Origin of the sequence: Nocardia sp. NPDC049526, from assembly GCF_044465765.1 — a bacterium.
In the GTDB taxonomy this organism is placed as follows: domain Bacteria; phylum Actinomycetota; class Actinomycetes; order Mycobacteriales; family Mycobacteriaceae; genus Nocardia.
The window spans coordinates 78690-97252 of the sequence record NZ_JBITMA010000015.1; the positions used below are offsets into that span (position 1 = coordinate 78690).

20 protein-coding genes are annotated in these 18563 nt (G+C 64.9%); 13 read left to right on the plus strand and 7 right to left on the minus strand.

Going from position 1 to position 18563, the window contains the following annotated elements:
• Positions 1–346: 346 nt before the first annotated feature.
• Complete coding sequence (locus tag ACIBW7_RS35375; RefSeq protein WP_397054101.1) at positions 347–1870, minus strand: FAD-dependent oxidoreductase; 1524 nt, start codon at positions 1868–1870, stop codon at positions 347–349.
• Between the two features lie 157 nt (positions 1871–2027).
• Here ACIBW7_RS35375 and ACIBW7_RS35380 point away from each other — a divergent pair, with 157 nt between their 5' ends.
• Positions 2028–2273: a CsbD family protein gene (locus ACIBW7_RS35380; RefSeq protein WP_397054103.1), complete on the plus strand. Its 246-nt coding sequence runs from the start codon at positions 2028–2030 to the stop codon at positions 2271–2273.
• Between the two features lie 79 nt (positions 2274–2352).
• On the opposite strand, the gene ACIBW7_RS35385 is transcribed toward ACIBW7_RS35380, so the two are convergent.
• Entirely contained in the window at positions 2353–2685 is a 333-nt protein-coding gene (locus ACIBW7_RS35385) for a hypothetical protein (protein ID WP_329409481.1), read from the minus strand.
• A 167-nt stretch (positions 2686–2852) separates the two neighbouring features.
• On the opposite strand from ACIBW7_RS35385, the gene ACIBW7_RS35390 reads away from it, so the two are divergent.
• From ACIBW7_RS35390 to thpD, 11 genes are all read left to right on the plus strand, one after another.
• Complete coding sequence (locus ACIBW7_RS35390) at positions 2853–3386, plus strand: DUF6328 family protein (protein WP_397054106.1); 534 nt, start codon at positions 2853–2855, stop codon at positions 3384–3386.
• A 219-nt stretch (positions 3387–3605) separates the two neighbouring features.
• Positions 3606–4004, plus strand: a complete 399-nt coding sequence (locus ACIBW7_RS35395; RefSeq protein WP_397054108.1) for an STAS domain-containing protein — start codon at positions 3606–3608, stop codon at positions 4002–4004.
• A 71-nt stretch (positions 4005–4075) separates the two neighbouring features.
• Positions 4076–4756, plus strand: coding sequence for a PAS and ANTAR domain-containing protein (locus ACIBW7_RS35400; protein ID WP_397054293.1), 681 nt, complete (start codon positions 4076–4078; stop codon positions 4754–4756).
• Positions 4757–4865: 109 nt separating this feature from the next.
• On the plus strand, positions 4866–5303 hold the full coding sequence (locus ACIBW7_RS35405; protein ID WP_397054295.1) for an anti-sigma factor: 438 nt from the start codon (positions 4866–4868) through the stop codon (positions 5301–5303).
• Positions 5293–6078 (plus strand): RNA polymerase sigma factor SigF, encoded by a 786-nt coding sequence (locus tag ACIBW7_RS35410; protein WP_397054110.1) that lies wholly within the window; start codon positions 5293–5295, stop codon positions 6076–6078. Before ACIBW7_RS35405 ends, ACIBW7_RS35410 begins: the two co-directional genes overlap by 11 nt.
• A 125-nt stretch (positions 6079–6203) precedes the next feature.
• Complete coding sequence (locus tag ACIBW7_RS35415; RefSeq protein ID WP_397054112.1) at positions 6204–6602, plus strand: hypothetical protein; 399 nt, start codon at positions 6204–6206, stop codon at positions 6600–6602.
• Between the two features lie 231 nt (positions 6603–6833).
• Positions 6834–7544 (plus strand): response regulator, encoded by a 711-nt coding sequence (locus tag ACIBW7_RS35420; protein ID WP_397054114.1) that lies wholly within the window; start codon positions 6834–6836, stop codon positions 7542–7544.
• Between the two features lie 149 nt (positions 7545–7693).
• Positions 7694–8278 (plus strand): diaminobutyrate acetyltransferase, encoded by a 585-nt coding sequence (gene ectA / locus ACIBW7_RS35425; protein ID WP_397054116.1) that lies wholly within the window; start codon positions 7694–7696, stop codon positions 8276–8278.
• Positions 8275–9543, plus strand: a complete 1269-nt coding sequence (ectB, locus tag ACIBW7_RS35430) for a diaminobutyrate--2-oxoglutarate transaminase (RefSeq protein WP_397054118.1) — start codon at positions 8275–8277, stop codon at positions 9541–9543. Before ectA ends, ectB begins: the two co-directional genes overlap by 4 nt.
• A 1-nt stretch (position 9544) precedes the next feature.
• A complete protein-coding gene (locus tag ACIBW7_RS35435; RefSeq protein WP_397054120.1) occupies positions 9545–9943 on the plus strand; it encodes an ectoine synthase in 399 nt (132 codons plus the stop codon).
• An 8-nt stretch (positions 9944–9951) separates the two neighbouring features.
• Positions 9952–10827: an ectoine hydroxylase gene (gene thpD / locus ACIBW7_RS35440; protein WP_397054122.1), complete on the plus strand. Its 876-nt coding sequence runs from the start codon at positions 9952–9954 to the stop codon at positions 10825–10827.
• Positions 10828–10896: 69 nt separating this feature from the next.
• Here thpD and ACIBW7_RS35445 read toward each other — a convergent pair whose 3' ends face one another.
• The 4 genes from ACIBW7_RS35445 to erm form a co-directional block, all read right to left on the minus strand.
• On the minus strand, positions 10897–12174 hold the full coding sequence (locus tag ACIBW7_RS35445) for a hypothetical protein (protein WP_397054124.1): 1278 nt from the start codon (positions 12172–12174) through the stop codon (positions 10897–10899).
• Complete coding sequence (locus tag ACIBW7_RS35450) at positions 12171–12392, minus strand: hypothetical protein (RefSeq protein WP_397054126.1); 222 nt, start codon at positions 12390–12392, stop codon at positions 12171–12173. The genes ACIBW7_RS35445 and ACIBW7_RS35450 overlap by 4 nt, the downstream gene beginning before the upstream one ends.
• A 267-nt stretch (positions 12393–12659) precedes the next feature.
• Positions 12660–14909 carry a serine/threonine-protein kinase gene (locus ACIBW7_RS35455; RefSeq protein ID WP_397054128.1) on the minus strand — a complete coding sequence of 750 codons (2250 nt, stop codon included), beginning with the start codon at positions 14907–14909 and terminating at the stop codon, positions 12660–12662.
• A gap of 57 nt (positions 14910–14966) precedes the next feature.
• Complete coding sequence (gene erm / locus ACIBW7_RS35460; RefSeq protein WP_397054130.1) at positions 14967–15767, minus strand: 23S ribosomal RNA methyltransferase Erm; 801 nt, start codon at positions 15765–15767, stop codon at positions 14967–14969.
• A gap of 322 nt (positions 15768–16089) precedes the next feature.
• Between erm and ACIBW7_RS35465 the strand changes: the two genes are divergently transcribed.
• The gene (locus ACIBW7_RS35465) at positions 16090–16704 is read left to right on the plus strand and encodes an NADAR family protein (protein ID WP_397054132.1); all 615 of its coding nucleotides are present in this window, start codon (positions 16090–16092) and stop codon (positions 16702–16704) included.
• Here the strand turns inward: ACIBW7_RS35465 and ACIBW7_RS35470 are convergent.
• Complete coding sequence (locus tag ACIBW7_RS35470) at positions 16683–17936, minus strand: tetratricopeptide repeat protein (protein ID WP_397054134.1); 1254 nt, start codon at positions 17934–17936, stop codon at positions 16683–16685. The two genes, ACIBW7_RS35465 and ACIBW7_RS35470, sit on opposite strands and share 22 nt — an antisense overlap.
• Between the last annotated feature and the right edge of the window lie 627 nt (positions 17937–18563).

Here is an 18563-nt window from a genome sequence, read left to right on the forward strand (position 1 = left end):
CGCCGACTGGATCCGGCCGTCTAGATCACGACAAGAAGCAATCATAGGGCAACCCGGGATACCCCTTCATGACTTGACGAGATTCGCCGGATCTGTTTCCAGACACTCGCCAGGAGTCGCCGATTCTGTCGAGATGGTGATCGAAGCCTGTTCGGGGCTGCGGACCGTGGTGCCGGACAGATCCATCTCGGATGACACCAAGGCACCCGACAATCGAATACCACTCGACGTCGAACTTGTTGCGGTGCAGGGTATCCCGCGACAGGAGCTTTCCGGTACCCGACAGCGCATCGTGGAATGCAGCTACGGCAGTCGGAACTCGCCGACGAAATTCGCGACGCCCACCTCACAACTCACGGGATTCGGGTCCGGGGAAAGGGCCGGAGATCGGTGTCAGCGAGTCGGTCGCCGGGCCCTCGAGCAGGGTGCCGTCGGCGGCGAATCGGGAGCCGTGCAGCGGGCAGTCCCAGGATTGCTCGGCATCGTTCCAGCGCACGATGCCGCCCAGATGCGGGCAGACCGCGGATACTTCGGTGGTGGCGCCGTCGACGGTGCATACGGCGGTCGGTCGCAGCCCGTGTCGTTCGACGCGGCCGGTGCCCTCGGCGGGCGCTGCACTGAGGCCGGTGCCGAGCATGTGCAGCCAGCCGGAGAAAAGTTGTTGGGCCACAGAGCTATTGGTGAATGCGGCGGCGGGTATCGACTTCAGCTCGCTCGGGCGCCAGCTGGCGAAGGTATCGGCCCACTGCGGTGGTTTGCCATTGATCCGGCCGGCGAGCGCCAGGGCCGCGGCGATGCCGTTCGTCAAACCCCATTTGGCGTAGCCGGTGGCGAGCAGGATGTGATTCTGCCCGGGCAGCAGCGGACCGACGTACGGCAGTTCGTCGACCGAGTGATAGTCCTGCGCGGACCAGTTCTGCAGCGGTTCGGCGGTGGGGAAGCAGCGCCGTGTCCAGGCGATCAACTCCTCGACTCGGCGGCCGGCCGCATTCGTGCGGCCGACCACGTGGCCGTTGCCGCCGACCAGCAGCAACTCCTCGCCATCGGGTCCCGGGGTGTACCGCAGCGACCGGGTGGGCTCGCCCGCGCTGATGAACATTTCATGCGGGATCGGCTCGGCTACCCGGAAGGCGCTGAGGTAGGAGCGCTCGGCGGTGAGCCGGGCGAAGAAGCCGCCGCGGTCGAGTATCGGGGTGCCAGTGGCCAGAATGATCGTGCGCGCGACCAGATCGCCGTGCTCGGTTTCGATCACCAACTGATCGTGCTCGCCGCTGTGCACGCCCTTGGCGCGGGTGGATTCGAAGATCGGCGCGCCGCGCGATTCGATATCAGCGGCCAAACTGGCCAGCAGTGCCATCGGATCGAGTTGAGCCTGGTCATCGAGCCGGACTGCACCGTGCGCCGGGAACGGAACATCCAGCTCCTCGACGAGCGTCGTGGCCAGCCCGGCGGCCCGTGTGGCCTCGTATTCCCTTCGCACAGCGGACATTTCGGCCTTGGACTGAGCGTAGGTGAGTGCCGGGACGCGCTGAACGGGCACCGAATGCTCCGCGCAGTAGCGCAACAGCCACTGCTGCCCCTCGCGATTGGCCTCGACATAGTCCGCTACCGCTCGATCGCCGTGGCGAGCGCGGATCCGTTGCGCTCGAATCCCTTGCAGCAGACTGACCTTCGCCGTACTGGCACCGGTGGTACCCGCCCCGACTCGCTTACTCTCCAGCACCGCCACGTCGACACCGCTCTCGGCCAGCAGCAGAGCGGTCACCAAGCCGGTGAGCCCGGCGCCGATCACGACGGTGTCGAACCGCAGCCCCGGCGTGAGCCGCAGTCGCGCCGGCACCTCGGCATCGTTCAACCACAGGGACCTCATGCTCCGGCGATAACCGCTGCCGCACCGCCGAAACATCCCGATATGCGGCGAGAATTTGCGGAATCCACGATAAAAATGCGGAGTTCGGATTCAACCGGCAGATCCGGGGTATGCGGCGAATGTCCACCTGAAAACCGATATTTCGGAGGTAGATATCGTGTCCGAGCACAAGAGTGGTCCCCGCGAAGGTGTCGAAGGCGTCGTCGAAGACGCCAAGGGCAAGATCAAGGAGGCCGCCGGCGCAGTCTTCGGAAACGACAACCTGCGGGATGAAGGCAAGGCCCAGCAGGATAAGGCGGAATCGCAGCGTGAAGCAGCCAGCAAGGAAGCGGCCGCCGAGAAGCAGCGTGCCGAAGCCAAGCTCGACGAACAGCGCCAGCGTGCTTACCAGCAGGGGCAGTGAATATCGATAATCGCTGCGCATGACATGTAATGGGTTGCCGGACAATATGTCCGGCAACCCATTACTTTCGGCAGCGGAATTACTTGGGCACCAGGATGCCGGTCAAGTCGGCTTTGCGGATAGGGGTGTCCGGATTGGCCTGTGCCCGGCACATCAATTCGATTGCGGCGATCGAGGCGTCGACGGTCTGATCATTGGTCGCCGGAGCATTGCCGTTACGTTCCTGCTCGAGGAATTTGGTCACCGTGACACGTTGTTTATCTTTGTCCTGCGCGACGAATTCGCTACAGGGCGTGTCACCGCCCTTGTTCACCGCCTTCTCGGCCTCCTCGCAGCCGCTGGCCAAGACCGCGAGCGCGGCCGCGGCGACCACCGCGGCGATGCGGCCTCGACCCGTTCCGGTGTTTCTCATGATGGATCGCTCCTCCTCGAAACGATGCCGCCGAGCGCATCGACGTCATGATCCGCATACCCGCCCGTCGAACACCGAATCAGCGGCGCTCCGATCAACGATTGCGGGGTGTATGCCGCCCCGGCACGGGTACGCCGCCAATACGGAGCGCGAACCCAGGAGCAGCCATGGCGACGACATCGAAGGGCGATAACCCAGCCGTGACCAGCGATGATCAGGAATGGGATCGCAACGCCAGGCACGAGACCGAAACCCAACGGCTGGACCGCAATTGGTCCAATCTGGTGCAGGAACTGCGCGTCGTGCAGACCGGTGTGCAGTTCTTGATCAGCGCGCTGCTGATCCTCCCGTTCCAGGCCGGATTCACCACCTTGGCGCAGTCGATGCGACTGCTGTATCTGGGCACCGTCTCCGCGGCGATGGGTGCGACGGTATTCCTGGTCGCGCCCGTGTCGTGGCATCGGATCCTTTTCCGGCGTCATCGGCTGGGCAATGTCGTGGCTGCGGCGCATCGTTGCGCGATAGCAGGGATCGCGCTGCTCGGCCTCGCGCTGACCGGTGCGACGATGCTGGTGATGGCTACCGTCGCGGGCACCATCGCCGGTGCGGTGGCGGGTGTGGTGGTCGCGATGCTGTTCGCGGTGGCCTGGGTGCTGACGCCCTGGCGCTGGCGCGATGGCCGCGACGAATCCGGCGGTTGAGACGGATCGGACCGGCGTGCCAGAATGGGACACGGTTGAGACTACAGCCGGCCCTGGGTCCGACGCGGCGACACCACGCGGGACTCGGCAAGCGGGAGCGCGTAGCGACACCTGCCGCCTAGTGGCGACACCGGTATGACGTACCGGCCGCCGCCATCGCCACCCTCCCGCGATCCGATCCTGCCGCGCAGGACCGGGATTCCCACTGGGAGGTTTGACATGTCTGCCGTTCTACAGCACCTATCGAATGGTCAGCACCCGGCCGGTGAACGACCGCGCAACCGATTCTGGTCGCAACGCGTCGATCGCCGTAAACACTGTGTGGTGGTGCGTGCCGAAGGCGAACTCGATGCGGCCGCACTCCCGGAGTTCCGCGCAATGCTCGAACAAGCCGTCACGACCCGATGCCATGCGGTTGTCCTCGATCTGCGCGCCACCAAATTCTTGAGTATCCGGGTCGCGGCCACCATCGGAGCGATCACCCAGCGGGCCGCGCACGGCGGTCCCGCTGTGCGGATCGTCGCGGGGCGCCGGGAGATCGAGCGGGTGCTCGCGATTACCGGAGTACGCGCCGTGTGCTGTGATTTCCCGACCATGCGCGCCGCGCTCGACACATAATGAGGCCTTAAGTCCCTGGTCGAGTCGATATCCCGGCACCGAGCATGATCACACTCCATACTTGCGCTGTGATGGAGAGTGGATCGGTTTCGCCCGAGCATGCGAAGGCGTTGGGCCGGGTCATCGGCATGGGGAAGACGCAGAGCGTCGGCACCTTCTACTTCTGGTTTGCCGACCAGCGGTGGGAATGGTCCGACGAGGTCGCAGCATTGCATGGATACGAGCCGGGGACGGTGACACCGACCACCGAACTGCTGCTGTCGCATAAACATCCGGAGGATCGCGCACAGGTCGCCGACACCCTGGCCAACTCCATCGAAAACGCGCAGCCTTTCTCCAGCCGGCACCGGATCATCGATACGAGCGGTCGCGTACACCACGTGATCGTGGTGGCCGATCAGATGCTCGACGAGGCGGAAGCGGTGGTCGGGACATCGGGGTACTACATCGATGTCACCGACGCGCTCGAGGAGCGGCAGCAGGAGACTCTCGACGACGCGCTGCCCGAACTGTATGCGGCGCGAGCCGTGATCGAGCAGGCCAAGGGCGCGTTGATGCTGGCCTACGGTATCAACGGCGAACAGGCGTTCCGGGTGCTGAGTTGGCGCTCCCAGGAGACCAACATCAAACTGCGCGCACTGGCCGCCCAGTTGATCGCCGATCTCGGCACGCTGACCGATTCGATGGCCGAACTGCGCACGCGGTTCGACCATCTGCTGTTGACTGCGCATGAACGGATCGAGGCCGACTGAGTCGAATCCACACCGGTTGCGATGTTTCGATGGTGACCGGCCGGGTAAGTCGCGAATGGCCCCCGACTCGAAGGCAAGTTCCGGTCGGCTCGGAGGAGAAGAGGTGGTGATGGGCATGGGGGAGTGGAGTTCCCAGTCCGCGGCGGAGAAGACGACGACGATCGGGGTTCGTATCCCCGCCGAGTTGGAGCAGCTGACCATGCTGCGCGCGCTCGCCGAAACAGTCGCGCTCATCGCGGATTTCGCGATCGATGAAGTGGTCGATATCCGGCTCGCGCTGGACGAAGTGGCCACGTCGTTGATCCTGGAGGCAACGCCGGGCTCGACTCTGGACAGTGATTTCACCTACAACGATCATGAGATGTTCGTGCGCGTGTCCGCGGTCGCGGTGTCGGAGAAAGTGGTCGGTCAGGCCGGATTCGGCTGGCATATCGTCCGCACGCTGACGCAGTCGATCTCGGCGGCGCAGGAGCCGTTCGACAGTGTGGTCTCCGGATATCCGACTGTCGTCGACTTCAGCTGGGCACGGAGTGGTGATGGCGGCTGATTCGAGAGCGCACCGCGACAGTTACGACAATATCGAGCCGCTCTTCGAAAAGATCGCCGCCATCGACCCGGCCGATCACCGTCGAGAACTATTGCGCGAGGAGCTGATCGGCCGGTGCCTGCCGCTGGCCGAACACATTGCGCGCAAATTCTCCGGGCGCGGCGAGAACTTCGACGATCTGCTGCAGGTGGCCCGGTTGGGGCTGGTGCAGGCCGTCGACCGCTTCGATGTGTCGCGCGGATCCTCGTTCCTGTCGTTCGCGGTGCCGACGATCATGGGCGAAGTGCGCAGGCATTTCCGGGACAATACCTGGGCGGTGCGGGTGCCCCGGCGCACCAAGGAGATCCAGCTCAGCATCGGTCCGACCATCGAGGCGTTATCACAGCGGCTGGGCCGGTTGCCCAAGGCACGCGAGATCGCCGCGGAGCTGGATGTGGATCTGGTCGAGGTCACCCAGGCGCTCATCGCGGGCAATGCCTATCAGTCGAGTTCGATCGACGCGGTGGCCGGCGACGACATCGAGAACGCGCCGCAACCGCTGCTGGACAGTCTCGGTGAAGATGAGCCCAGCTACCAGTATGTGGAGGACTATCTGGCGGTCCGGCCGCTGATCGAGGAGTTGCCCGACCGGGAACGCGAGGTGCTGGTCATGCGCTTTTTCGAGTCCATGACCCAGTCCCAGATCGCCGAACAGCTCGGCGTTTCGCAGATGCATGTCTCCCGCATACTGTCCAGAACGCTCGGCAAGTTGCGCGACGCCGCGATGCGCGACTGATCGACGGGGGAATACATTGTCGCGCAATGTGTTTCGTAGCGATCGGATCCACTGTTTGCTCGAGGGCGCACGCGGGTACGCGAAGAGGAACCGGACTATTGATGCCGACGCGCAAGGAGGTCGTCATGAACGATCAGCGACGACCGGCCACCCGAGATTCGTACGCCGGACCGGGGGCTTCGAGGTCGCTGAAGAAACCGCCGGAATCAGTCGTTCGCGGCGAGGGCCCGCAGCAGCCCGGCCGCTTCCTCGTCACCCGCAATCATGAAGTGATCCGGCAGTGGGCCGAACAGCGCGGCGCGCGGCCGGCCACCATGCCCGGCAGTGAATACGACGGTCGCCTCGGCGTCCTGCGCTTCGATTTCCCCGGGTACGGCGGCGCGGTGCTGCGCGCGGTGGGCTGGGATGAATGGTTCGCCACATTCGACGCGAGGCGGCTGATGTTCCGCTATCAGGACCGCAGGGCCGACGGCGGGCCGAGCAATTTCAACCGGCTGGAGCAGTCCCATCGGGACGAGTGGTGACACTGGCCGATATGTGTCGCATGTCACGTGCAATTTGCACAATTCGGGTCTTCATGCGCAGGGTGGAGTAGCCGGACGCTAACCGACTGCCCGTGACCTGCCGTTTACCAATCGGCCGGTCCGGGTATTCAAGAAGTTGGCAAAGGTGCTCGAAGTGCGGACTTCGCGTCGGTTCTGGGTACGCGAGTCCCCGCGTCGCGTTGCGTCCGCGTGGCTGCAAGGGATGAGGGCTTGACCGCAAACCTGATGATCGTTGACGACGACGAAGTGGTCCGTGGCGCGCTGCGCACGGCCATGGAAGACGAGGGTTACGACGTTGCCGAGGCACATGAGGCCGAGGACGCCCTGACATATCTGCGCAGCAATGGCGCTCCCGATGTGATGATCGTCGAGCTGATGCTCGGCGATATGGACGGTTTCGATTGCATCAGGGAGATCCGCCGCGAGCACGACGTGCCGATCATCGTGGTCAGCTCGCGCGATGACACCCATGATGTGGTGGCCGCGCTGGAGGCGGGGGCCGACGACTATGTCACCAAGCCGTTCGAGATCAAGGAGATCTCCGCGCGCATGCGGGCGCTGCGCCGTCGCGCACGCCTGACGATGGAGCGCGAAGCGCCGCGCGAGGCCGTACTCGACGCGCACCCCGAAGGACCGCTGGTGCTGGATCGCGACGGTGGCGCGGTACGCCGGGGCGACGACGAAATCCGCCTCACCATCACCGAGTTCAAATTGCTCTGCGAACTCGCGGAATCGCCAGGACGGGTGCTCAGCCGCACCGTTCTGCTCGAAAGAGTTTGGGACGACGGCTTTTTCGGCGACGAGCGGATCGTCGATGTCCATATGCGCCGCCTGCGCACCAAAATCGAGCTCGACGCCTCCGAGCCGCGCATTGTGGTCACCGTGCGCGGTCTCGGCTACCGCCTCGATCTACAGCGCTGAGCCTGTGACGAACGCCGCAGTGGCACCGAAGTATGACGCTGCCTGCGGTTGTGATCTTTTCGTAATACAACCGCAAAGAGATCGACAGGTTCACCTCAAAGTTGCTTCGTAAGCCTGGATAAGTACTGCAGACCCGACCAGGGAGACGTATGTCACTGCACACCTTGTCCACCAAGACGATCGAACCGTCGGTCACCGAATACCCTTCGGCCGTACCGATTTCCGGACCGCACACGCAGCCGGTGCTGCGCCCGCCGAGAGTCGGTGACGCGGCCCAGATCTGGCGTATCGCCAAGGATTCGCAGGTCCTCGACACCAATTCGAGCTACGCCTACCTGCTGTGGTGTCGTGATTTCGCGAGCACCTCGGTGGTGGCCGAAGTCGGTGACCGGGTCGTCGGATTTGTGATCGGCTACCTGCGGCCGCAGGCGCCGCAGACGGTGTTCGTGTGGCAGGTCGCGGTCGAGCATGAACAGCGGGGTCGTGGCCTCGGCGCCGCGCTGCTGGATTCGCTGCTCGACACCGTGGCAGGCGCCGGTGTCTCGGCATTGGAGACCACGATCGCACCGGACAATCCGGCCTCGATCGCGATGTTCGCCTCGGTGGCGCGTCGCCGGTCGGCCGAGCTGACCAAGCAACCCTTATTCGATTCCGAACTCTTCCCGGACAGCCACGCTGCCGAAGACCTCTATTTGATCGCCCCCACCGCCCGAAAGCAGGAGGATCGACGATGATTACCGCCGAGACGACCATTTTCGAGGATCTCGAATCCAATGTCCGTGGCTATTGCCGCGCCTGGCCGACGGTGTTCACCACCGCGTCCGGGAGTTGGTTGCGAGCCGAGGACGGGAAGGAGTACCTCGACTTCTTCGCCGGAGCGGGTGCGTTGAACTACGGCCACAACAATCCGGTGCTCAAGCAGCCGCTGCTGGACTACATCGCCGGTGACGGGATCACCCACGGCCTCGACATGTCGACCGTGGCCAAGCGCGGACTGCTGGAAACCTTGCGCGACACCGTCTTCACGCCGCGTGGCCTGGATTACAAGGTCCAGTTCCCCGGCCCGACCGGCGCAAATGCCGTCGAAGCCGCGCTGAAGTTGGCTCGCAAGGTCACCGGACGCGAGACAATCATCAGCTTTACCAACGCCTTCCACGGCATGTCGCTGGGTGCGCTGTCGGTGACCGGCAATGCCGCCAAGCGGGCCGGCGCCGGTGTGCCGCTGGTGCATGCCGCGCATATGCCCTATGACGGCTACTTCGACAACACCACCGCCGACTTCCAGTGGATGGAGCGGGTGCTCGACGACACCTCGTCCGGTTTCGACCGGCCCGCGGCGGTGATCGTGGAGACAGTGCAGGGTGAGGGCGGCGTGAATATCGCGCGGCCGGAGTGGCTGCGGCATCTGTCCGAATTGTGCACCGCGCGTGGCATTCTGCTGATCGTCGACGATGTGCAGATGGGCTGCGGCCGGACCGGACCGTTCTTCTCCTTCGAGATCGCCGGCATCACCCCCGATATCGTGACGCTCTCGAAGTCCATCGGCGGCTACGGTTTGCCGCTGGCGCTGGTGCTGTTCAAACCGGAGCACGACGTCTGGGCGCCGGGTGAGCACAACGGCACCTTCCGCGGTAACAACCCGGCCTTCATCACCGCACAGGCCGCGCTCGAGCACTTCTGGTCCGACGGCACCCTGCAGGCCTCGACCGAGGCGAAGGGGCAGCGGATCGGTGCGGCCCTGACCCAGGCGGCCGAGTACTTCCCGGGCATCTCGACGCGGGGGCGCGGACTGGTGCACGGTGTGGTCTTCGACGATCCCTCCCAGGCAGGCAAGGTCTGCCAGGTCGCCTTCGAGCGTGGGCTGCTGGTGGAGACCTCCGGTTCGCTGGACGAAGTGGTGAAGTTGCTGCCCCCATTGACGGTCACCGACGAGGAGGTCGAGCATGGTCTGCGAGTGCTGACCGGCGCGATCGGCACCGTTTGCGGACAGGAGCGTTGAGATGATCGTGCGCAGCACCGCGGAGATCACCGGCACCGAGCGCGATGTCGCGGGGCAGGGCTGGCGCAGTAAGCGCATCGTGCTCGGCGGCGACGGCGTCGGATTCTCCTTCCACGAGACCAGCATCGAAGCCGGGACCGTGCACGAGTTCCACTACCGCTACCACGTGGAGGCGGTGTGGCTCGTCGAAGGTGAAGGGACGCTGACGGATCTGGATCACGGCATCAGTTACGAATTGGCTCCGGGCTCGATGTACCTGCTCGACGGACACGAGCGCCACCGCCTGGAGGTGCGTACCGATATGCGGATGATGTGCGTGTTCAACCCGCCGGTCACCGGGCAGGAGGTCCACGACAGCGACGGCGTCTACCCGCTCGTCGCGGCCCAGGTAAGCGGATAGGAGGCGCAATGACGTTGGTGCAGACCGACGATCGCTACCCGACTCGGCTCGTCACGGCCGGCGAGCACCGCGACCGGACCGATCCCACCGTGTGGGGCGCGGTCGATTCCGAGCAACTGGCCTCCTTCGATGCCAATGGTTTCGGGATCGTCGAAGAGCTGTTGACACCCGCCGAGGTCGCGGAGTTCAGCGCCGAAATCGACCGTCTCGCCGGTGAGCCGGCGCTGCAGGGCGACGACCGGGTGATCGTGGAGAAGTCCTCGAACCGGGTGCGTTCGGTCTTCGAGGTGCACCGGCTCAGCGGCGCGATCGCCGATCTGGTCCGCGAATCCCGGGTGGCCGGACTGGCCAGGCAGGTGCTCGGCTCGGACGTCTACATCCATCAGAGCCGGGTGAACTACATGCCCGGCTTCCGCGGCACCGGCTTCTACTGGCATTCGGATTTCGAGACCTGGCATGCCGAGGACGGTATGCCGGCACCACGTGCGGTCAGCCTGTCCATCGCGCTGACCAACAACTATCCGATCAACGGCAGCCTGATGGTGATGCCCGGCTCGCACCGCACCTTCGTGCCGTGCACCGGCAGCACGCCGGCCGAGCATTATCGGGAGTCGTTGCAGGAGCAGGAGATCGGCGTACCGACGCACGCGGATATCAATGCGCTGGCGAACCGGTACGGCATCACCCAGTTCACCGGCAGCGCCGGATCGGCCCTGCTGTTCGATTCGAATATCATGCACGGTTCGTCGAACAACATCACGCCGTTCCCGCGGTCGAATATCTTCCTGGTATTCAACAGCGTGGAGAACACGTTGGTGGAGCCGTTCGCCGCCCCGGCACCGCGACCGACGTATATCGCGAGCCGGGACTTCACGCCGGTGTAGTCCGTTACGACGCAACCGGTCTCGAGTCACCTCACCCGAGACCGGTTGCGCGCGTATGTATTCGGTTTATCAGCCGTAGATGTCCAGCGTGACGGTGAGTGTCGCCAGGCGCGTCGCGAGCCCGAGATCGCGGGCGCGCCCCTGGATGTCCGTGCGGTCGTCGGCGGGCAGCTTGGCCCACAGCTCCCCGAGACGGACCTGGGTGTCGGTATCGGCCACGGCGAGGACTCGCAGCAGTGTCGACCACAACCGGCCCTTGGTCGCGATGCCGGGTATCGCGGTCACGGTTGATTCGGGCAATTGCAGTAGTCGGGTACCGATTCGGCGTTGGATCTCGGCATCGGTGCGCTCGACCAGGTCGAGCATGCCGCGCCACAATATCGGATCGCTCTGCCCCGCGAGGGCGGCGACCAGCGCCGCCATCGCCGCTGGATCCGCGGTGATCGGATTGGCCGCCAAGGTGTCCAGCGCCGATGGGCTCAGGTATGCGGCAAAGCGGAGCATGTCGTTGATCGCGCCGTGCTGAATGAACGTGGCGGCGAGTTCGGTAATGGCTTCGGGCGGGCCGATATCGAGCAAGATGTCGCCGAGCGCTTCGATCACGTCCTCGTCGCAGCGGGCGAAGACCGATACCGCCGCCAGGCGCAGCTCGGTGGAACCGGCGAGGACGGTGTCGAGGATATGCGGTATCCGATCCAGCGGCCCGGACAGCAGTTGGCGCACGATCGCGCTGATATTCGGGCCGGAGAAGGCGTAGGCCGCCGAGAGGATCAGGCCCTCGTCGTCGGGCACGCCCGCCTCGATCGCGCGGACCAGTTGCGTCGTTGCGAAGCCGAGGAACGGACCGGCGGTGACATAGTCCTTGCGGCGCATCAGCTCGTTGGCCACCCGCACGACCGGTTCCGGCGGCGCGACCTCGGCGAGTCGGCCGACGGTATGCGGGTCGATATACGGCGCGCAATCGGCGGCGTATTTCGGATCCAGCATCCCGAGGGCTTCCGCGGCCTTCTTGGGATGTTCGATGCCGACCGCACCCGCGGCGCGTCCGCCCATCATCGGCGGCACGACTCGCTGCACCAGTGGTATCGAGATGCTCAGCGGAATTATCGGGACCAGCTTGCTGAGCCGTCCGAAGGTCGCGGAGTGGTCGTCGAAAAGGGCCCGCGCCATGCGTTGTTGCAGTTCGTGCAGCTGCTCGGCGCCGAGTTTCTCCAAGTGGGCCAGGCGTTCGACAGGGACATGCAGTGTGCGGGCCAGCAGAACCAGCTGCGCCCTGGTCACCAGGTCCGGCCCACCCGTCTCCCGACCACCACCACCCATCGAGTCGCTGCGCGACGCTGTACTCATCCGAGCCGATTCCCGAACATGACCTTCTTCGCCGCGGTGCTCAGCGGCCAGGGCAGTGCACCGACCAGTCCGTCGACGGCCTTGGTGAGTCCGGCCGTCTCGGCCATGCGCGCGTCGCGGAACAGGGTCAGCAATTCGGCGGATTCCGCCTCGGAGAGTTGATCGAGGGCCGCGACGGGTCCGCCCAGTTCCTGTTCGAGATCTGCTCTGGCGGTCATATTCGCTCCTGGTTCCCCAGTCCTCGCGCAATGACTGTGCACGAAGCACCTCTAGATCACATTGTGCAGTGCCACATGGCCCGCGGGACTCGGTTCGCCAGTAACGGGCAGTCGAGCAATCTTCCGGCAAGCACGCAGCTCTTGACCTAACTGTTACCTCTGGGGACAAATGCCTGACAGCGCCGTCTCAGTTATGTCGATCGGCCCGCACTACCACGCAATGCGGCAGGCTAGATCCTCGAGCGCATGCTCATCCAGCCCGGCTGATCATCGGGCGACAATGCGTTCCAGGGCGGCGATGTCCTGTTCGAGCATCCGGAACAACCAGTAGATGGCGATGAAGGCCAGCGCGCTGCCCACACACAGCACACGCAGCGGCAGGATGACCGCCGGAATATCCTCGGCGGGAATGAACGTCGCGCCCGCGATGCCGAGCAGCGGTACGGCGGCGGCGATCGCGAGGAAGTAGGTGCTGCTGCGGTCGAGCCGGCGCAGTTGAACACCGTCGGCGGCGCCGAGTCCACTGTGCGGCAGGAACATCGGGTAGATGCTACGCACCGCATAGAAGCTGACCAGGAAATACGGGTAGGCCATGGCGATCGCGCCGCAAACGATCTGGGTGATGAAGAAGTGCACATAGGCCTCGGCGGCCAGGTGATTGCCGGAGACCTGCACCGACACCGGGACGACGACACCGGCCAATACCCATAATGCGAAGCAGGTCAACACATTTCGGCGACCGAGTTGCAGGGCTTCACTGCGGGCGCGGGCCAGGGTCGGCGCGTCGTAGGACTTGCCCTTGCGTAGCCCGCGCGAAATGGACCACAGATCGACCAGCAGCACATTGGTGACGATGATCCCGATCAGGAAGCAGATGCCGTAGGTGGCGACGGCAATCTGGTCGAAGCGGAGCTGCGCCTGCGTATCCAGTTTGGCGATGATGAGCGTGCGATTGTGGTTGTAGCTGTACAGGATTGCCAGCGCATTCGGACCGCCGATGGCCAGCGCCATGATGGGGTGCATGAGCACTCGGGCGCGCAACCGCCAACTGTGCGGCGGCGGGTCGACCAGGTCGCGGGCGCGGGCGTCCAGGCAGACATCGAATTGCTGGGCCATATCCGCGCCGCGCGCCCACCGCTTATCCGGATCCGGATCGAGGGCGCGGACCAGTGCGCGACGCAGCGCTGCCGGGCAATCGGCCGGAAGATCCTGATAGGGCAGCGATTGCGGACTTCCCGACCGGCGGTTCAACATGCCATCGAGTGCGGTGCGATCGCCGCCGGTCGCCTTATCGTCATCGAAAGGCTTACGGCCGGTGAGCAATTCCCACAGCATGACGGCCAGCGCATAGAGGTCGCTGCGAGTATCGAGGTCGGCGGCCGTCGTCGGTTTGTCCGGGTGCACGGCGGCCAGCTGCTCCGGTGACATATAGGCCAGCGAGCCGCCGAAGTATGCGACCGGGCTGTCACCGGAGACATTGCCGCTGAAACTGATGTTGAAATCGGCGAGTTTCGGGATGCCCTCGGCGGTCAGCAGGACATTGGCCGGTTTGATATCGCGGTGCAGCACTGCGCAGCGTCCGGCGTAGTCCAGTGCCTGGGCCAGTCTTCGCCCGAGCCAGGCGATGGTCTCCGGCCAGGACAATTCGGCCAGTTCGGCGCGCACGGGGGACTCGCTGGGGCGGATCTCGCCCTTGTCGGCGAGTACGGAGTCGATGACATCGACCAGCAGTGCGCCCGAGCGTTCGGCCGCCGGTGTGTTGCGCACCCGCTCGAGCACGGTGAACAGCGTCCCGCCCGGCACGTACTGCATGTAAAGCAGGCGCAGGCGGCGACTCTCCAGGACTCGCTGGTCGAAGACTCGCACGATGTAGTCGTGGTCGAGTTGGGCCAGGGTCTGTGGTTCGGCGCTCTTGTCCTGGGAGATCTTCACCGCGACGAGCCGCTGCATGGAGCGCTGTCTGGCCAGGAACACCCGCGCGAACGCGCCACGACCCAGCCCGGTCATCAGGTCGAAGTCGTCGATCTTCTGGCCGACATCGATATCGTCGAGATTCACCGGATCGGCGTAGACGGCCAGGAGAGTGCTGCGGTAATCGTCGGTGGCCAGCATCTCCGAGAGTTGCTCGGCCTGTTCGGGATAGGCCGCGGTGTATTCCTCGACATCCACCGAACTGCCCGCGCGCCTGCGGACATGGAACTCCTCGTAGATGAGATCCGGCGGCAGCGGCCAGGTGCGCAATTCCGGCAGTTCCTCGACGTATTCGGCGAGACGCTTCGGCTCGGTGCCGCGCATCCATCGGTGCGCCAAGTCGACCTTGATCAGCTCGATCAGCGACACCCGGCGGATGGCGGGGGAGTCCGGTAGGTAGGCGGGCAGATCCGGGGGCGTATCGGCGGCCCGCCAGGCCTCCGCGAATCGCTCGACGACCTCGGCGACCCCGGTGCCACGCGGCCCGCCCGGCGAGCGGTCCGGAGCGACCGTCGCCCCCGGTACCGGCGGAGCGGGGTGCGCCATCTGCGCATCGTAGCTCCGCCGATACCCCGATGGCGGCCGAGTTGGGCAACTGATTTGCTACCTCAATGCCTGGTAGAGGGTGAGCCAGCGGTCCGGGGAGACGAGGCCGACGGGTTCGTCGAGGGCGATTCCGGCCACGGTGCAGGCCGCTCGGACCCTGTGAGTCGGATGGACCCGGCGCAGTGTGGCCGCGAGGGAACCACCGAGGCCGGAGAAGCCGAATTCCACGAGTTGGTGGTAGCCACGGAGTTCCTGTCGTGCGAGCAGTGGTTGTTCGCGTCTGCGCAGCCGCAGGACGGCGGCATCGACCCGTGGTATCGGGTGGAAGTGGTGGCGTTCGACTCGGATGCCCAGTTCCATTGTCACGGTGGGCCATTGGGTGACGGTGAGTTTGGTCCAGCGGCCGTAGTCCCCGGCGTATTTGCGGGCAAACTCGAGTTGGGTCAGTAATGTCGCCGACCTGAGCCGCGATGCCGCAAGACACCAACGCACGATATCGGTGCTCGCGGCGAACGGAATATTGGCGACGACCGTGAATGGTTCGCGAGGCGGCGTGATATCGCGAATATCAGCGTGGTGCACCTGAATTCGACGGTCGATTGCATAGCGTGCGCACAGTCTCTCGGCGTAGTGGGGGTCCTTTTCGTAGGCCAGGACGTGGCGCGCGGTGCTCAGGAGATGTCTGGTGAGCATGCCGTCGCCGGGGCCGATCTCCACGACGAGGTCATCGGCGCCGATACCGGCCGCGCGTACCAGCCTTCCCGCGACGCCGGTATCGGTGAGGAAATTCTGCGACAGCTGCTTGCGGGTGCTGCCGGAGCGGATCCGGGCATGCGCCGGCGAACGATTGCGGGACATGGGTGTCCTCCGAACGGAGTGGTCGAATCAGGAATGTGTGATTCGCCCGGACCGTGCCGGAACACTATGGGGCGCAGCCCATCTCAGTTCGATCAGAACTGGAGAAATCGATCAGATCGATCGAGGAACGGGAGCAGCGCAGTGCGCGGGCAGAGGCCGGGCTGCCGCGCGGGGCCGCACGTAGTACGCGGGGACCACGCACGCTCCGTTCAAGCCAGGACTGCCTGCCATACGGGCAAAACTAGAGCACGCAGGAATTGTCCGCGACTGATTTATCGCGCCCCCCGCCAGCGGCTGGGGTGCGGCGGAAATCGAGGCGAACATGTCGGAGCTATCCGGCACACTGTCGCTCATGCTGGTGCGCTCGGTTCCCGATCTGATCACCCTCGCCGAAAGCGGCGGCCGGGTGAAATATCTGCGATTCTGGGGACACCAGCCGCAGCGCGACGGCAGTATCGGCCCTGGATGCCTGAGCCAATGGTGGCCCGCGTCGTTCGTTGTCGATGGTCTGACCTATGCCACAGCCGAGCACTACATGATGTGGGGCAAGGCGATGGCGTTCGGTGATACCGAGGTGGCCGAGCAGGTTCTGGCAGCCGGGCATCCCAAGCAGTCGAAGGATCTCGGCCGCATGGTGCGCGGGTTCAACGAGATCATCTGGGACGCACGTCGTTTCGACATCGTGGTGGCCGGAAATGTGGCGAAATTCGGTCAGCACGAAGAACTGAAGCAGTACCTACTCGGCACCGGAAACCGAGTGCTCGTCGAGGCCAGTCCGATCGACCGAGTGTGGGGTATCGGACTGGCAGCCGACGATCCGCGCGCCGAGAATCCCGCCGCCTGGCGTGGACTCAACCTGCTCGGCTTCGCACTGATGGCCGCCAGGGCCCAACTGGGGGCGAATCCTGCTGCCGCTCAACCCGAATTCACCGATTGATCGTGTTCGTCGGTCTGTTCCTCGGCGACGCAGGCGCGCCAGATCTCGGCTTCGGTGTGATTGCCCTGGCGTTCGAGGAGCTCGGCAAGCCCGGTCATGGCGCGTGATTCGCGGCGCTCGGCCGCGGTGCGCCACCAGCGCTCGGCATCGCCGAGTTCACCACGATTGAAGAGAACGACGCCGAGGTCATAGGCCGCGCCGGCGTGCCCGGCCTCGGCGGCCTGTGCCCACAGACCGCAGGCCTGTTCTTCCTCGCCGCGGCCGAACATGGCGACGCCGAGATCGTAGAGGGCGGCGCGGTAGCCGCGGTCGCCATCGTTGGTGCGCGCCTGCGATTTGGATTGTCCGGGCTTCGGCGCTTCCGGCAACGGGGTGTGGTCGGTATCCGCTGCCAGTTCCTGCTTCACCGGAACCTGCTCGGCAACTGACGGTTCCGCCAACCGGGTACGCGCGGCTTGTAACGGTGTGGTCTGTTCGGCCGCTGGAAGTTCGGGGCGGGCGAATGTCGTTTGCAGTGATTCCGGGAAACGCACCATTTCGAGGTCAGCGGGTGTCGGCTGCGGCTCAGGGGGGCGAGGCCGCTCGGGAGCAACGGATACGGCGCGCTGTGGCTGAGTCGTTGGTGTCGGCTGCGCGGATCTGTCCGGTCGCGGTTCGGCGGGTTGCGGCGTCGGGGGCGCGGCGGCAGGCGTCGGGGCGGCAGGCGTCGGGGCGGAGCCGGCGGGCAGATTCGCGGTTTCCACCTCGACCACCAGGTTGGCGAAATTCGGCGGGCCCTCGCCGACACTGCACCACAGGATGATTCGGCCGGTCGGTGGTTGTTCGATGAGGATGCCGTAGTTGCCGGACCAGGATTTCTGTGCGCCGAACCCGTCGACCCAGACCGGGGTCAGCGAGAACAGTGCGCCCGGATCGGTCGGGACCACCTCGAAGGTAACGCCGTCGGCCAGGGCATCGCTCCATACGTCGACTCCGGCCAGGCGTCTGCCATCGATGCCGATGTGCCCGTCGACCACCGACAGCCCGATTCCGTGTCCGCGCAGACCCGCGGGTGGTGCCGCGGACAGCAGCTTCATGGTGACCAGGATCGGTGCGGATCCGACCTGTTCGGTGTACATCGGGTAGATCAGGCTGCCGTTCCAGGTGATCGGGTCGGCGGATCGGTAGCGGGCGGCCAGCGGTAGGTTCTCCGGCGAATTCTGGGCATACCAGTGCGAATACGGCTGATTCATATCGCGCCCCGACCTTTCACCGATGCTTCCTCGCCCCTGTCTACGCGGTCCGGCCGGTAATACCGTACCCGCTTCTGATGTGGTGGCTGCTTCAGTCCCGAGCAAACCGCATGCGATCCACCGCGACCATGAGACCGAGAAGTTCCTCGCCTGTCCTGGTACCCATTTCGAATTCGTCGAAAGCCTGCACGAGCCTGCGTTCCTCCCAGTGGAAGTGCGATTCCAGATGGCGGCCAATCCATCGAGTTCGCGCCGTACGGTATCGGCATTGTCCGGCCCGATCGAGTCGAGCAGTTCGGTCAGTCGAGGTCGGTTGATGCCATGGATCGTCTCTCGTTCGAGGAAGATGCACTGGCCGTGCGGCTCCGCGAAGGGTGCTGGAATGCGGTGGGGCCTCGATGCCCCGCTCGACCTCAGTGCGAGCGCGAATGTGGACGCACGGCGGACTCCTCGATCACGGTGCCGCCATGCCGATCGCCGTCCACCCGGCGCCGCCACGCGACACATCCACGATCTTGCACCTGATAGGGGCCGCCGATCAACTTGGTGTGTTCGAAGACGTTGCGCGCCAGGCGAAATTGCAGTTCATGCCCGATTCTGCGATGGTCACGCATTTATATGTAACTC

Excerpts from the sequence above, each read along its gene's own strand:
- ACIBW7_RS35395 (WP_397054108.1), top strand. The coding sequence starts at position 3,606 with ATGTCTGCCGTTCTACAGCACCTATCGAATGGTCAGCACCCGGCCGGT.
- ACIBW7_RS35435 (WP_397054120.1), top strand. The coding sequence starts at position 9,545 with ATGATCGTGCGCAGCACCGCGGAGATCACCGGCACCGAGCGCGATGTC.
- ACIBW7_RS35470 (WP_397054134.1), bottom strand. The coding sequence starts at position 17,936 with ATGAATCAGCCGTATTCGCACTGGTATGCCCAGAATTCGCCGGAGAAC.
- ACIBW7_RS35405 (WP_397054295.1), top strand. The coding sequence starts at position 4,866 with ATGGGCATGGGGGAGTGGAGTTCCCAGTCCGCGGCGGAGAAGACGACG.
- ACIBW7_RS35390 (WP_397054106.1), top strand. The coding sequence starts at position 2,853 with ATGGCGACGACATCGAAGGGCGATAACCCAGCCGTGACCAGCGATGAT.
- ACIBW7_RS35450 (WP_397054126.1), bottom strand. The coding sequence starts at position 12,392 with ATGACCGCCAGAGCAGATCTCGAACAGGAACTGGGCGGACCCGTCGCG.
- erm (WP_397054130.1), bottom strand. The coding sequence starts at position 15,767 with ATGTCCCGCAATCGTTCGCCGGCGCATGCCCGGATCCGCTCCGGCAGC.
- ACIBW7_RS35445 (WP_397054124.1), bottom strand. The coding sequence starts at position 12,174 with ATGAGTACAGCGTCGCGCAGCGACTCGATGGGTGGTGGTGGTCGGGAG.
- ectA (WP_397054116.1), top strand. The coding sequence starts at position 7,694 with ATGTCACTGCACACCTTGTCCACCAAGACGATCGAACCGTCGGTCACC.
- ACIBW7_RS35375 (WP_397054101.1), bottom strand. The coding sequence starts at position 1,870 with ATGAGGTCCCTGTGGTTGAACGATGCCGAGGTGCCGGCGCGACTGCGG.
- ACIBW7_RS35410 (WP_397054110.1), top strand. The coding sequence starts at position 5,293 with ATGGCGGCTGATTCGAGAGCGCACCGCGACAGTTACGACAATATCGAG.
- ACIBW7_RS35455 (WP_397054128.1), bottom strand. The coding sequence starts at position 14,909 with ATGGCGCACCCCGCTCCGCCGGTACCGGGGGCGACGGTCGCTCCGGAC.
- ectB (WP_397054118.1), top strand. The coding sequence starts at position 8,275 with ATGATTACCGCCGAGACGACCATTTTCGAGGATCTCGAATCCAATGTC.
- ACIBW7_RS35385 (WP_329409481.1), bottom strand. The coding sequence starts at position 2,685 with ATGAGAAACACCGGAACGGGTCGAGGCCGCATCGCCGCGGTGGTCGCC.
- ACIBW7_RS35400 (WP_397054293.1), top strand. The coding sequence starts at position 4,076 with ATGGAGAGTGGATCGGTTTCGCCCGAGCATGCGAAGGCGTTGGGCCGG.
- ACIBW7_RS35465 (WP_397054132.1), top strand. The coding sequence starts at position 16,090 with ATGTCGGAGCTATCCGGCACACTGTCGCTCATGCTGGTGCGCTCGGTT.
- thpD (WP_397054122.1), top strand. The coding sequence starts at position 9,952 with ATGACGTTGGTGCAGACCGACGATCGCTACCCGACTCGGCTCGTCACG.
- ACIBW7_RS35415 (WP_397054112.1), top strand. The coding sequence starts at position 6,204 with ATGAACGATCAGCGACGACCGGCCACCCGAGATTCGTACGCCGGACCG.